The 16400-nt window shown below is 27.3% G+C and carries 8 protein-coding genes and 1 pseudogene; 6 read left to right on the top strand and 3 right to left on the bottom strand.

All coding sequences use genetic code 11. The features are described from left to right. Positions 1-431 precede the first annotated feature (431 nt). Positions 432-1772, top strand: a complete 1341-nt coding sequence (tig, locus tag A35E_RS02615; protein WP_230197094.1) for a trigger factor — start codon at positions 432-434, stop codon at positions 1770-1772. A gap of 1250 nt (positions 1773-3022) precedes the next feature. Here tig and mltC read toward each other — a convergent pair. The 3 genes and pseudogenes from mltC to mutY form a co-directional block, all read right to left on the bottom strand. Beyond that, positions 3023-4096, bottom strand: coding sequence for a membrane-bound lytic murein transglycosylase MltC (gene mltC, locus A35E_RS02610; RefSeq protein ID WP_014889137.1), 1074 nt, complete (start codon positions 4094-4096; stop codon positions 3023-3025). 57 nt (positions 4097-4153) lie between these two features. Next, positions 4154-4426, bottom strand: coding sequence for an oxidative damage protection protein (locus A35E_RS02605; protein ID WP_014889136.1), 273 nt, complete (start codon positions 4424-4426; stop codon positions 4154-4156). Positions 4427-4434: 8 nt separating this feature from the next. Further along, positions 4435-5515: pseudogene (mutY, locus tag A35E_RS02600) on the bottom strand (A/G-specific adenine glycosylase). A 2024-nt stretch (positions 5516-7539) separates the two neighbouring features. Between mutY and A35E_RS03250 the strand changes: the two are divergent. The 5 genes from A35E_RS03250 to nrdB all read left to right on the top strand — a co-directional run bounded on the left by A35E_RS03250 (position 7540) and on the right by nrdB (position 15215). Beyond that, entirely contained in the window at positions 7540-7689 is a 150-nt protein-coding gene (locus A35E_RS03250; protein ID WP_160142538.1) for a hypothetical protein, read from the top strand. 59 nt (positions 7690-7748) lie between these two features. Further along, complete coding sequence (locus A35E_RS03245; protein ID WP_014889133.1) at positions 7749-7925, top strand: hypothetical protein; 177 nt, start codon at positions 7749-7751, stop codon at positions 7923-7925. A gap of 2208 nt (positions 7926-10133) precedes the next feature. After that, entirely contained in the window at positions 10134-10397 is a 264-nt protein-coding gene (rpsT, locus tag A35E_RS02595; protein WP_014889132.1) for a 30S ribosomal protein S20, read from the top strand. A 1362-nt stretch (positions 10398-11759) separates the two neighbouring features. Continuing rightward, the gene (nrdA, locus tag A35E_RS02590; RefSeq protein ID WP_044105143.1) at positions 11760-14030 is read left to right on the top strand and encodes a class 1a ribonucleoside-diphosphate reductase subunit alpha; all 2271 of its coding nucleotides are present in this window, start codon (positions 11760-11762) and stop codon (positions 14028-14030) included. 54 nt (positions 14031-14084) lie between these two features. Next, complete coding sequence (gene nrdB / locus A35E_RS02585) at positions 14085-15215, top strand: class Ia ribonucleoside-diphosphate reductase subunit beta (protein WP_014889130.1); 1131 nt, start codon at positions 14085-14087, stop codon at positions 15213-15215. Positions 15216-16400 lie beyond the last annotated feature (1185 nt).

Raw genomic sequence — 16400 nt, 5'->3', positions numbered from 1 at the left:
GATTCAAAAACCTATATTGTCTATTTTAAATTTAATAGCTTTATGTTGTCTAAATGTTTCTTAATTCATGATTAAAGTATGGTTTGTATAATAAAAAGTTTAGGAGATAATTTTTTGTTCAAAACAGATAAGAATATTTCTATACTTCAGAAGATAAATATGAATCAGTTAGAAGCAGCAGAGACAATCGATTAGATTTGCATTTTATTAGGTTGTTTTTTTTGATATATAGAGCGTAATTCTTAGTACTGTTCTCGACTGATGAGAACTATTCCTCTGTTAAGGATATATATTGTTTTTTTTAAAAAAAGCGAGAAAAATTAGAACTACATATAGAAAATGATTTTTAATATTGTATATATACCCAGATATGGAAAGCAATTTTACGTTATTATACTTAGACACGTAGGTTTTTTTTAAAGCGGCTGCTGGTGTTATTACACATTGTGATTTATCGAGGTAATAAGATGCAAGTTTCTCTTGAGAGCATGGAAGGGCTAAAACGCCGCGTGAACATTACCATTGCTTCCAATATACTCGAAGAAGCTGTGAGTAGTAAACTTCTCAATATCGCCAAAACAATCCGGATTAACGGATTTCGTGTAGGAAAAGCTCCTTTATATCTTGTCGTAAAGCGACATGAGGTTTCTGTTCGTAAAGAAGTCCTTGAAGAGTTGATGAAGAGTAACTTTCTTAAATCTATTAATCGTTGGAAAATTAACCCTATAGGTGATACAAAATATATTCCTAGTGAATATAAGACGGGTAAAGATTTTAGTTATTCGGTAGAGTTTGAAGTGTATCCAGAAATCACATTGAAGGGATTAGATGCTATCGAAATAAAAAAACCTATTGTAAAATTGAAAGACCTTGATATTGAGACTATGTTAGATACGCTAAAAAAACAACAATTCATATGGAAAGAAATAACTGGTCCTGCTGGCATAGAAAATCGTGTTACTATTGATATTAAGAGTAAGATTAACGAAACAAAATTAAAGGGGTCTCAATCTACAGATTTAGTTCTTGTGTTTGGTCAAAATCGTATGCTGGATGATTTTGAAAAAAATATCATTGGTCATAATGTAGGTGATACTTTCGATGTTACCATGACTTTACCAAAAGTTTCTCAATTACAAAATTTTAATAAAGAAAGTATTCATTTTTCTGTTACTTTGAAAAAAGTTGAACAAAAAGTCTTCTCTGAATGGAATGAAGCTTTAATTAAACGTTTTGGCATTGTCAGTGGTTCTTTTGTAGATCTTCGATCTAAAATACGTAAACATATGGAGCGCGAACTAAAAAATGCTTTAAAAAACTATATGAAGAAGCAAGTAATTAACGCCTTATTAACTACTAATGAATTTCCTGTACCACTAGCACTAGTTAACTCTGAAATAGATATTTTGCGCTCTCAAGCAGAAAATCGTTATTCTAGTAATAAAAAACATCCTATTAAATTATCACGTGATTTATTTGAGAAAAAGGCACTGCGTCGCGTTAAAGTTTGTTTTCTTTTAAGTGAAATAGTTCAAAAGTATCAAATAAAAATAGATGAAACTTTGATTATTAACCTAATTGAAGAAATTGCTGAGGATTATGAACATCCGAAAAAAGTTATAGAGTATTACTATAAAAATAAAGAGTTAATGAATAATATTCGCAATTTAGCGCTTGAACAACAAGCAATCGAAGCTTTGTTTTCTAATGTTCGTTTTATTGAAAAGAAAATGAATTTTTACGAATTAATGCAGGATTCGAATGAAGAATAGATATTATTAATATTTCGTGGTTAATACTATTAAATTAAATTGGTAACTTATTTTATATAAGTTTTATGATTTTATTTTATATATAAAAATTAAATTTTAGATAAAAATACAATATGACGAAAACTGATATATGTTCTTTTTTAAAATTCTTTACTATGCAACAAAGAATGATTTTAGTTTTAATAAATTAGATAAAATTTATTAATTTAGCAGTTATTGCAATAATAGTACATTAAAATTCACTTATATTTATAACAAATAAATATATAAAAATTTTTATATAAGTGTAAATTAACTGTTAATTACAAAATATCTTTAAGTTGTTTCTTAACTCAATATTCCTGTTGATATGTTAAACTGTAATACTATGTTTCTTAAAAGATTTTATTTGAGCGGTGCTATATTTCTTGGGAAGAGAGATTAGAAATTTTTTATTAATGAACTATAAACATCTAAGGTTCCTAAAACAGTTGTAAGCTAATTCTTTTATAATTTTTTAGTGATATTAAAATAGAAAACGTTACTTCTTATATTGTTTTCAATTATATATACATATGCTTTATATATTTTATAATTAACATATTTTATTTATTCTTTTTTTAAAAAGATTTACTCTTTTATGTGTGTAAATTTATAATTAGCCTGCTTATCGTCAAAATTTGATAGTTATAATTTATAATCTAAAGTAAATCATATTACTATATTAGATTTTATCTCTCCAAGATGTTATTGGCTGATATAAGAATGGTGATAACTATGATCATATCTTCTTTAAATTAAATATAACTATGTTAACTTTTATATTTTAATAAATGTTAAGAAGCTTAACTAACTCTAAATTAATAAAGATAATTCAAAAAAAATGTATAATCTGCAAATATTATTAACAATGCTGAAAAATGTTGTCATCATCTAATAAGAATTAATTGATGTTTATTACTATTATTAATAATTAAATTGTAATATTTTGAATATCAAAATTTTTATCAAGTTAATTTATTAAACATTAAAAATAATAATATATAATAAGTTTTATTAACGATTTTGAGTGGGTAAAATAAGTATATTTTCTAATTTTATTCAATAAACAAACAAATTGTTTATGAAACATATAACCAAAATAGTAAATAAAATAGTCTAATTTTTATTTTCAATAGTATATACGTATTTAGATAGCACTTAATTCTTTTGCAACTCATGTAATTTATATAAAATTTTTTATTAAAAATATGTATGTTTGTGTGATAAAATCAGCGTCGGTAATGTTTTTGTAGAGCATGAACTTTATAAAGATATCGTCGAGATTCTGACGAGGGATGGTGTGTGGTGAGTGTTTGATAAACCTGATCTGGTAGCATGCCGTTGATAATCTGCAATGCTTCAGTTTGATCGTGTGAAAAGACTCGTAATACGCTTCCAGCGCCACTATTATAAGCAGTTATCACAGCATAATGTCGTGATTTTGGATTTGTAATACCACTAAGATAAGTGTTTTGAAGTATAGCTAAATAAGCAGTACCTGTATCTATATTGTTTTGTGGATCCAATAAGTAACTTCGGCTTGGTTCTCCCCATTGTCCTTTCATTTTAAAAACATCTCGACCAGCACTTTGTTTCATGATTTGCATGAGACCTAAAGCCTCTGTTTGACTCACAGCATAAGGATTGAAACTTGATTCTGCCTGGATAATTGCTAAGATAAGGGATTGATCTATGCCATACTTTCTTGAGGATTTTTTTACCATAGATAAGTATTCGTTAGCACGTTTATCCACGTGGTTTGGAATTAGTTTTATAGTTACGGACCAAATTTTTTGTGGATTAGTTATGCAGATTTCTAGGCGGGTCTGTAGTAAATGATTAGCAAAATTAGCTGCTTGCGACACAAATCGGATGGGATGATTATCCTGATCTACTACCTGACCATAAAGAAAAGGTTCATTGCTTATAGGAATGTCACTTGCATCTGCATATAGTGTCATAATCCCTGTATTTTTGCTCATTAATATTGTACTAATAATCGCTTGACGCAAGCGTGCAATAGGATTTTCAGTATTTATAGTTTCAATATTAATAACGCCAAGATCAAAATTAATATGGATTCGAGTTTGATAATGATCGGTATATTTTATATAGTCTCTAGGTTTAGCAATTAGCACTTTCTTTATTCCCCACATTGTTTCAATATTATTAGCAAATTGCCCTACAAAAATATTAAAACCATCAATATCTTTGATATGATGTTGATGTTTTTTATTGTAATTATTAGCAGAGCAAGACGTTAATAATGGAAAAATGATGAGTAAGAGTAAGTTTTTCTTCATCTGAATTAATTATATTAGATATAGAAGATTTTAGAATAACGAGTGTCAAAGACGTTATTATGTCTCGTGTGGCTCATCTTCATATGTATATAGTTTTTTATCTTGAAATAGAAATTTGATCATTTCTTGTTCTAGCGTTTTACGATCAAGAATATTTATCATGCTGAGTTTTTTTTGATTTATAATCATTGTTTGTTTTATTTTCCATTGTTCCCAGGCATCATTAGAAATATGATCGTAAATCAATTTACCTATTTTCCCAGGGTAAACTTGAAAGTGTTGCCCTTCTGCTTGACGTTTTAGAAACATACAATAAATTACTCTACTCATTAGTATTCCTAGTTTATTATTTCTAATAAGTTATTTTTTTTAGATATAGTTAGTTGAGTTAGTAATCCTTTTACTGGCGCTGCTAATCCTACTTTAGGTGGTTGATTTAGGTTATACCAAAGTCCATTCTTTTTATGTATACACCTTTGATTATTAAAAAATTTATACCATATTGGTACAATATTTAACTGAAAATGACTAAATTTATGTCGAAATGGTACCATTTTTTTAAAATGTTCATTTATAGGTAAATCATGTTCGTCAAACCAGCATAATAGTTCCTTAAATTCATAAAATTGGGGAAAAGAAAATAATCCTCCCCAAATACTTCTTAGTGGACGTTGTTCGAGCCATATATGGTTATTTGTATCTTGTAACAGTAAAAATAAAGCGGTTTTTTCTGGTAAGGTCTTTTTTGGTTTTTTACCTGGATAGTCTATCCAATTATGATTACTATAAGCCTGACAACCTATGCTTAGTGGGCATTGTTCACATTTTGGGTTAGAGCGTGTGCATAAGGTTGCACCTAAATCCATCATAGCCTGATTGAATTGCGCAACTTTTTTTTTGGGGTAACTTGTTTGCTATGCCACCATAGACGTTGTTGTATTTCTTTTTTTCCTGGCCAGCCAGCTATGGCGTAATATCGAGCGAGAACTCGCTTGACATTGCCGTCAAGAATAGGGTAGTGTTTATCAAATGCTAACGATAATATTGCGCCTGCTGTAGAAAGACCAATACCAGGTAGAGAAAAGAGGGTATCAAAGTCTTCTGGAAATTTACCTTCATGTTGTTCATAAATAAATTTTGCTGTTTTATGTAAATTATGTGCTCGAACGTAATAACCCAAACCTGTCCATAAATATAAAACCTCATCGAGCGAAGCTTCTGCAAGCTCACGAACCGTAGGAAATCTACTTATAAAACGTTGGAAATAGGGAACAACAGTCTTAACCTGCGTTTGTTGTAACATAATTTCTGATAACCAAACCTTATATGGGGTTTTTCTATTTGCCAAGGTAGTGTTTTTCTTCCGGATTGTTGATACCAATGCAGAATAAATTTTGTAAATAGTATTATTTTTTTCATAAATAACATTGTTACCCATAAATTTTATTGTAAAGTACGCTTTATTGTTAGGGATATAGTGTAAACTGAAATCATTACCACTCCTTTTAAGTCTAGGATTTTATAAATTAAGTTATAATTTTATAACTATAACTTAATATATTTTATATCATATTATATAAGTAATTATAAACTTAATAACTTATTTAATAATTTCATAGATTATGATATTTTGTATCATTGATCATAATTAATTCGCTTTTAGTTTAATTAAATTAATCGTGATGAACATACAGATACTCTTTTGGGTATTTAATCATGTATTTAGACAATCTGATGAAAATATGAGAAGGATAAGGAGATGTTCTTTTGATGGTTTATTTTTTTTATATCATGTAATTTTTAATTAATTAATAACTAAATTATTTATTTTTATATATATTTTGAAATACAGCGTAATTTTATTATCCAGAAATCATCAATTCTTTGATTGATATTTAAAATATATATAAGTAACTTGTATTTTACAAGATGTATTTTTTTATGAACACAATAGTTGTATAATTTAACATTGTTTATTAGTGGAAATATACTGTCTATTAAAACAGTAATTCTTATAAAAAAATTATTACTCAATTATCTATTAATTTTAATATATTAGACAAACTGCACCATTATATGGTGATTTTTGCTAATTAAAGGTTACAAAAATAAGAAAATTTTATATATTGCGATAATTTTATTCGAATTTTATTCAAGAAAAGAATTTTTCTTATATTGTGATTTTATATGCGTTATTTAAGAATTTAATTATTTATAAGGTTTTTTTAGATTTATAGTCTATAAAAGATAATAAATAAATCAATAATTTATTTATTGAGAAATTAGTGTATCTTATAAAAGATATATTTTAAAAATTAGTCATTAAGCTAGATTTATTATTAAAGTGTTATACAAAACATTTATTAAAATATTTTAATTTGTATTAAATTCTTCAATTTATTAACTAGACATCAAGCATTGATTTTATTTTTCATAAAACTGTTCACACGTTTATATTAGATCGGTCAGTAATCTTTAATTACTTTTATAAAGTAAATGATTTTCTTTAATGCTTTAATAATAGTTTCGTCAGTAAAAATACTATGATTATAGACAAATTCTAGCCAATACACATACAAAATATATTATAATATTTTAATTATTATACTTGCTATAAATTTAATGTAATTAATAGATATATTTTTATTAAATACAATTGTTAAATATACAATTACGAAATGAATATAAAATTTAGATTAAATTGTAATTTATGTACTTAATTTAATTTCAATTCAGCTGTTTTAAGAAACAAAAAAATAAATTTCACTACGCTTAAATATACAATAATGATTGTTATCTAGAGTCATAGATTCTATGTATTGTGATAAATAATTAGAAAGAAATTAAATATAAAAAGACAAATGTTCAAAGAGATTGCTTTTTTATGAGCAATAAATTTTAAAAAAAAGCAATTTTTACCTGGTTATTAACGTAAATATAACAATAGAGATTTATTGAAAGGATTTTATAAATATACATTAATGAATGTACTGACATACGTAGGGTAGAAATAATGTGTGTTTTTATAAATTTAAGATGAAAAAAGATTAAATTACCTTTTCTTTCTATCTAATTAATTTATTAAAAGTTGTTCATAAAAAATATACATTTTTAAAATAGACTTCCAAAAAAAAATACTGATAACTGATTGTACAACCCATTTTGGAGATAGTTTATACGACAGATCAGATCGAATAATTTCATTTTTAAATTTTAATTTAAAGCGACTGACTTTTTGAGGTAAATAAGTTATTATTTGTATTTTTTCGATCGTCAAGATTTACTTGAGGAGATGCTTGTAGTTGTATAAGATTTGAATAATGGTATTCTCAAAAGTATTAATCAGTCGTGATAAAGGTGGTGAGGCTATTGTTTTAAAGATTTTGGTTCTCCAATTTGTATAGTTTCCAATCCGTCCATTTCGATATATTGATGGCAACAGGGTGAAGTGCGTTTGCAGACTCCTTCTTATACGTCTAGAAAGAAATCCTCTTATACTAGTTGGCATTAAATATAATGATAGATTAGATCAAGCGTTAATCCGTGGTTGTTTAGATCATAGTACAGCAGAGGAAGCGCTTGTTTTTCTTTGATATAGAAGGATTAGTTGTAGAATAATGTATGACTGCTAATCTGTTTTAATAAATCGTAAATGATGTTTTTTACACCAGCACTTTATTGTAAAAGTATTTTTTTTGGTGTGATGCGTTGTCATGCAGTGTCATTGTTGCTTAGATTAGGTTATAACTTAAAAGAAATTAGTGTTAGTCCAAAAATTCTTGAGATAGCAAAAGAAAAAATACTTATCACTAATGTTTATTACCAATAGTTCCTATTAAAGTAAAACAGATAAAGTATATTATTCTAATTCTGATAAAACTTTATCTATGATATTAGTATACAATAAAATATATAGACTTAATGTAGACTTTCTATTGCCATAAGATATATATTAACTAATAGAAACACTTTATTAAGAATATAAATTTTTTTAAGTATAACGATGCTATCAGTTTGACAACGTCAGAGATATTGTATTAAACCTAAAATGTATTAATAAACCATCGTGGTTATCAAGAAAACTTCTTAAGTTTACTGTTATGATAAGAACAAAAAATCGTAAAAGAGAAATCAAAAATTATACATAACATATATGCAACATATATTCACTGAATTATAAAAAGCAAATAAAAGAAATCTATGGTGTAGGTAATAATTCTTAATTTAATATTTTTATTTTAAAGAAACCTCACAAGCAATCTTTTCATGTATGTAAATTAAGTTAAATAGTAAACTTTGTAATAGAAATTATTTTGTATTTATAAGTAGAGTATTTTATTATGGTTATTTTTCCCGTAAATATTTACGGAAATAATTGGGGACGATCAAATATTTTTAGTATATAGCTTTTAAAAAAAAGAATAATTATTTCATCTGTATTTTATTATAAATATAATAATCTAATTCAACTCGGTTTATGTTAATATTAAAAGCCATAGTTTAATGTTTTTATTAATCAGTATTTTTTTAACTATGTGTTAATATAATTAATTATTAAAATGATATTGATTAAAACTAATCTTTCAATAGGTAGTACTAACAACTCTATTGTAGATGTTTTCTTTAATTATGTACCGATCACCTTGGGGCTTTATATTTTTAATACTTTTATTAAATATCTGTTTTTACATATCTTCAATTCTGATTGTTTTTAATTGTATAGACATGCAACTTTAATATGAGAAAGTCGTTAATTTAATATAGAACTTGTTTTTTTTTATTTAGAAAATATAAAAATGTTATTAAGAAAACTTCTCTAAATTAAAAAAATTAATATAAGATTTATAAACGTACAAATTAAAATCAAACAACTCTTTACATTGCTGAGTGAAAACTAAGTATGGTGATACTTGAAAGCTTAAGTGGTAAATTTGGATGTTGATAATATTTTATGTGTTTACCAATACATTTTATACGTCGATATGTCTTTATTTTTTAAAGATATTGATTTAAAGTAACTTCATTACTAAATAATTTCTTATTTTCATTTATTTTAAAGCTTCTAATCATGGCAAAATATTTTACCTAAACAAGCAAGTGCAATAAATATTTTATCATCTAAAATACCTAATGTAAAAAAACAAAATTACTACTAATGAATTTAATTTAAATCAGAGGTGAAATTAAGATTGCTTTCTAATTTCCTGCGAAAAAGAAAATTAGAAAAAAATTAAAATTAATATAAATGATCAGTATAAATCAGATTTATAGCTTCGTCGTTGAACACAAAAAAGTTTAATAATATTATCAAATATCAACATAAGCAAGACTATGATAGAAGTGTGTTTAAATAAGATAGAACCTAACTATAAATCGTATAAAATATGATCAATGAGGTTGTTTATTATAGTTGTTTTATGTAAGAAACACGACTAAAGTTAAGATTTTTTATTCTAAATAAAGTTTATACAAAACGGTTAAGAAACATTTCTATAATCATGACTAGGATAAAAATGCGTTTTATTCTAAAATATGAAAAATAAATACAAGTTATTACTCCAATATACTAAAGTAATGAATACTATATATGAATGAGAATTTAAAAGAAGTAATTTCTTTCCTCATAAATTCATTTATCAAGATGAAAAATAACATTCAAATAGAATATTTTATTATCACTGTAGATTTAAATTAATAAATAAAGCATATAGTGGTTGATTGTTGGATAATTACGATAGTGTTTATTAAAAAACGTAATATTGTTAAGGGTTTTGTTCTGAAAAAATCAAACGTTAATTACAATAGTTGTTGTAACATTAAATTATGTTTTTATAAAATAAAATGATGAATTTTAATTGGAGAATGATTTGTTTTTTTTATTTTAATAAAAACTTTATGTTTAATATTTAAATATTGGTTATACATATATAACTCGTGCCAAATTTAAAGAAGATTTTTTGACAAAAGAAAAAAATAAGATATAATTAATAAAAATTTAAACTACTTGATAGTAGAAAATAATTTTAAGGGTTACATTGTGGCTAATATAAAATCAGCTAAGAAGCGTGCTATTCAATCCGAAAAATTTCGCCAACACAATTCAAGTCGGCGTTCTATGATGCGGACATTTGTTAAAAAAGTTTATGCAGCTATAGCCACTGGTGATAAAGAAGCTGCAATGGCTGCATTTTTTATAATGCAACCAATTGTTGATCGTCAATCAAGTAAAGGTTTAATTCATAAAAATAAAGCGGCACGTTATAAATCAAATTTAATTGCTCAAATTAATTCTATGCAATAATTAGAAAAGATAAGAACTTAATATTTTTTTTAAAAAAATATTCGTTATTTTTACGGGTATAGTATTTTATTTATTAGATTCAACATTATTTAGACATGAATAATTGATTTATTTGTCTTTTCCTACAGAAAAGATTTGAAGTGTTTTATTGTCATATCTATTTTTAAGTTAGTATACAATAAGTTTAGAAATGTTGTTCCTAGTCACTCCTCAAGATTTTAGACGCTATAAATTTCATTATACCGTTTAACTATAGACAATGTCTATTACATAAGCAATATCATTTAAAATTTTCGACATAAACCACTCGTCAGAGTAATAAAATTATCGTTAGAGTTTATTTTTTTTTTAGATAAATAGCTTATTTACTAATAAAGACTCTCATGAGATAGTCATTTTTTTTCTATATAATTTTATTGTAATGTGTAAACACATTAATATCATCTTTAACATTTATCGTTCTTGATATTTTTATTGATATGAGTTAATGGTTAGGTATCCATTTTATGATAAATCATTATTTTAAAATAACAAAAATATAGATATAAACAGAACAAGAGTAATTTTAATAAAACTTGACTAATATGAATTTTTTAATTTTATTGTGAATTAAAGATATTATATTAAATTTTTCTTTGATTTAAGATATTTTTTTAGATTATTTATATATTCATAACTCAATAAAATTTATCACTGAATAAAATTGATAGGAATAAAGAAAAGATATTACAATAATATTATTATAAAAAATACAGAATGTGTTGCTAAGCATCAAATAGAAAAATACTTTTATATATATCAATTAACACTAAATTATTAAAATCATTAGATACAATGTAAATTGTATAATTGCTCAATAAAGAATATTGAAAGAAAATTAAAACAAAACAACTAATGATATTGATTCCTACTATCAGTGTGATTTTGTGATCAACAAGTAAAATAGACAAACTGTACATTATTTTAAGAAGATTTTCATAAAATATCTAGTTAACTAGATATTCTAGATTTAAGTAATTTAAAGCGAATAACAACTAAAATCTCTATTTTTTTGTTTAAAAAAATATATTAAGATAATATGTGAGTCTACTTGAATAGTGTAAAAACCTACCGGTTTCTCTTTTTTTATCAACCAATATCTCGTAATAACTATTTTCTTGCATTATTATCTTTTATATCCATTGCTGTGCTAAAAAGTAAGAAAGTTACTCACTTGCATTGTGCAGATTTTGTCACTATCTTGTCCTCAAACTTTACAAAAGACCTCATAATAGTCATGTATTTCATGATAAGTTACTATTAAGCCTCAGTGTGAGCTTAAGTAGTTAAGGGGGTCACTTTTAGATAGGGTATACTTTCGTGATGAACCAGAGGTTGCTCGTAACAAAGCGCGATGGACGTAAAGAAAGCATTAACCTTAATAAAATCCACCGAGTGATCCACTGGGCAACTGAGGGATTAAAAAATGTTCTCGTTTCTCAAGTGGAAGTGCGATCTCATATTCAGTTCTACGATGGTATTAAAACCGCAGATATTCATAAAACTATTATTAAAGCTGCTGCGGATTTAATTTCATGTGAGTCGCCAGATTATCAGTATGTAGCCGCTCGGTTAGCTGTTTTTTATTTACGTAAAAAAGCTTATGGCCAGTTTAATCCACCAAAACTCTACGACCATGTGTCGCTTCTTGTTGCAATGGGGAAATATGATAAACATTTGTTAATAGACTATAGTGCTGAAGAATTAGAGGAAATGGATGGATTTATTGATCATTGGCGTGATATGAATTTTTCTTATGCTGCCGTTAAACAATTAGAAGGAAAATATCTTGCACAAAATAGGGTTACTGGAGAAATTTATGAAAGTGCTCAGTTTTTATATATACTAGTTGCAGCATGTTTGTTTTCTAGTTATCCGTCTACAACCCGATTAGATTATATAAAACGTTTTTATGATGCGGTTTCAACCTTTAAGATATCCTTGCCAACACCTATTATGTCTGGTGTACGTACACCTACTCGTCAGTTCAGCTCTTGCGTTCTCATCGAATGTAGTGATAGTCTTAATTCTATTAACGCTACTGCGAGTGCAATTGTAAAATATGTATCCCAACGCGCAGGAATAGGAATTAATGCTGGTCGTATACGTGCTTTAGGGAGCCCAATTCGCGGTGGGGAAGCGCTCCATACTGGTTGCATTCCCTTCTACAAATATTTTCAAAGTGCAGTAAAATCTTGTTCTCAAGGTGGAGTGCGTGGTGGTGCCGCCACTTTATTTTATCCCATTTGGCATTTAGAAATTGAAAGTCTTTTAGTTCTTAAAAACAATCGTGGTGTAGAAGCTAATCGAGTGCGTCATATAGATTATGGAGTTCAGCTGAATAAATTGATGTATCAACGCTTACTTCAAGGAAAGTATATCACATTATTTAGTCCATCTGACGTGCCTGGGTTATACGATGCTTTCTTTGCAGACCAGTGTGAATTTGAGCGACTGTACACTTTATACGAACAAGATTCTTGTATTCGTCAACATCAAATTAAAGCAGTAGAACTATTTTCATTAATGATGCAGGAAAGGGCTTCTACTGGTCGTATCTATGTACAAAACGTTGATCATTGTAACACTCATAGTCCATTTGATCCCTTAGTAGCACCGATTCGGCAGTCTAATTTATGCTTAGAAATCGCATTACCCACCAAGCCTCTAGAAGATGTAAATGATGATAACGGTGAAATCGCTCTTTGCACTTTGTCTGCTTTTAATCTTGGAGCTATCGATAGTCTTGAAGAGTTAAAAGAGTTAGCTACATTGACGGTACGTGCTCTTGATGCACTTCTTGATTATCAGGATTACCCTGTTCCTGCTGCGAAGAGGGGTGCTATGGGGCGTCGTACCCTTGGTATCGGTGTAATCAATTTTGCGTACTATTTAGCTGAGAATGGAGTGAGATACTCTGACGGTAGCGCCAATAATTTAACTCATCGCACATTTGAAGCTATTCAATATTATCTTTTAAAAGCATCTAATGATTTAGCGCGTGAGCGTGGTGCTTGTCCATGGTTTAATGAAACAACTTATGCTCAGGGTCTGCTTCCAGTTGATACATACAAAAAAGACATCGACTGTATTGTGAGTGAACCATTACATTATGATTGGGAAGCGCTTCGTGTGGATATTAAGCAGTATGGTTTACGTAATTCTACTCTTTCGGCAGTAATGCCTTCAGAAACGTCTTCACAGATTTCCAATGCTACAAATGGTATTGAACCTCCACGTGGTTTAGTTAGCGTTAAAGCGTCAAAGGACGGTATTTTACGTCAGGTAGTGCCAGCATCTATTTCTCTTAAAAAATCTTATGAATTTTTATGGGAGATGCCAAATAATGATGGATATCTGCATTTGGTCGGTGTGATGCAGAAATTCATAGATCAGGCGATTTCTGCTAATACTAATTATGATCCATCCCGATTTCCAACCGATAAGGTACCAATGAAGCAGCTATTAAGAGATTTGCTTACCGCATATAAAGTGGGAATAAAAACCCTATATTATCAAAATACGAGAGACCGTGCAGAAGACAAGCAGCTAATTCAAAAAGATGATTGCGAAAGTGGTGCTTGCAAGATTTAATGTTAATATAATACAGAAAAATAAAAATACCTTTCGTATATAACGGGAGCTAATATGGTCTATACAACCTTTTCAGAAGTTAAAAATAATCAACTCTTAGAACCAATGTTTTTCGGGCAGTCAGTAAATGTTTCTCGATTTGATCAGCAAAAATACGATATATTTGAAAAGTTAATTGAAACACAATTATCATTTTTCTGGCGCCCTGAAGAAGTTGATGTATCGCGGGATCGAATAGATTATCACGCTCTCTTAGAACACGAAAAACATATTTTTATTAGCAATCTCAAATATCAAACGTTATTAGATTCTATACAAGGTCGTAGTCCAAATGTTGCATTATTACCTTTAACGTCTATACCAGAATTAGAAATTTGGATAGAAACGTGGGCTTTTTCTGAAACTATACATTCGCGTTCTTATACACATATCATTCGTAATATTGTTAATAATCCATCGATAATTTTCGATGATATTGTTACTAATAAAGAAATATTAAAACGTGCGAAGGATATTTCTAGCTATTATGATGAACTAATTCAGTTAACAAGTTATTACCACCTTCTTGGTGAAGGAGATCATGTTATTAACGGCAAGCACGTCTTAGTTACCTTAGATGCACTTAAAAAAAAGCTTTATCTTTGTCTGATGAGCGTGAACGCCTTAGAAGCAATTCGATTCTACGTCAGCTTTGCTTGTTCTTTCGCTTTTGCTGAAAGAGAGTTGATGGAAGGTAATGCAAAAATTATTAGACTGATAGCTCGAGATGAATCTTTACATTTAACTGGAACGCAACATATCCTTAACTTAATGCAATCCGGTGCAGATGACCCTAAAATGGCTGAAATTGCCAGACAATGTCAAAAAGAAAGCTATAATTTATTTTTGCTAGCAGCAAAACAGGAAAAAGAATGGGCTAAATACTTATTTCAAGATGGTTCTATGGTTGGATTAAATGAAGAGATATTATGTCAGTATGTGGAATATATAACAAATATTCGAATGCAGGCAGTAGGTTTAGAGTTACCATTTTCTACATGTTCGAATCCTATTCCTTGGATTAATTCCTGGCTTGTGTCAGATAATGTTCAAGTAGCTCCACAAGAAGTAGAAGTTAGTTCCTATCTTGTTGGTCAGATTGATTCTACAGTTCATAGTGAAGATTTGAGCGAGTTTCAATTGTAATACATTTTCTTGTATTCAATATTTTTTTACATTTGTAGTTACGTAACGCTTCCATCAGAGTTTTTAGTAAAATCAGAAACTCCGAGGAAGCACTAGCCTGCTTGATGTATCTGTAAATTTTCTATGTTTTTACTAACTATCGTATTGATTGATTACTTGCTACTAGATTATATTAACTCTAAAGTTAAATAATACGAGTTCAAAACTTGTGACAAATTAGGATAGGCTGAGTTTTTTGTATTTCAAAAAAAATGTCAATAACTTGTGAGTTTATATATTGGATTTAACTGATTATAAAAACATACTTATTAGAGAAATTTCTTAGGATTCAACAAAATCAAAATATCATTTTATTTTTATCGCGATGTAATATACCTTTTTATAAAAACTTTTAAATTGAAAACTATTTATCATTACATAAATATGTATCGTTTTTTAAATGGCTTTGTTATTATTTAATAATACTTTTTATTAAAAATTTTATCATATTTACAATTTTCGGTCTCTGAAAAATCATAATTTTGACAACTTAGACATTATTTTATAAGTTTTTTTTAAAATAAAAAAAATTACTTTTGAAGTTTCTTATTTTAAATGATAAACATCAATAAATAGGGAGTGTTTTTTTAATGTATTTTTTAATAGTTTATTATGGCTGATAAAATTAAAATTTATATTTGTTTTTAAAGAAAAACACTATTTCTATTCACTGATATATAAATCACGATGCTATCGTATGTTAGAAACGTTATTGATAACACTATCGAGATTTTGATAGTTTTGATTTATTGAAGTTGAGCAAATCGTGGTTTTGTATTTACGTATAAATATTACAGTAAGTGTCAATGCTGATTAATTTATGGTATGTGAATTAGTACATAGTTTGTCTTATACATTTACTCATCTACTGCTTTTTTCTAAAAAATAAATCTTTATAAGAATTATTGATCAACGATATTAATTAAAAATTTTTATAAGTTGTACAATTTTTTTTGTTATTTGCAATATAAATTATTTTTATTGCTGATATTAGATCATTATAAAGTAATCCAAATAATACTGATAAATTCAAAAATTTTGAGGTTGAAAAACATGTAATGATGAATAAAATAGTTAAGATAAAATATATTTTATTTACTAAAGTATACTTAAGTGTTTTAATATTATATACAGTTTTTGTAATTT

This window comes from secondary endosymbiont of Heteropsylla cubana, from assembly GCF_000287355.1.
Lineage (GTDB): Bacteria > Pseudomonadota > Gammaproteobacteria > Enterobacterales > Enterobacteriaceae.
Note: the sequence above shows the minus strand (reverse complement) of the source record. Positions and strands in the feature narration are given on the sequence as shown.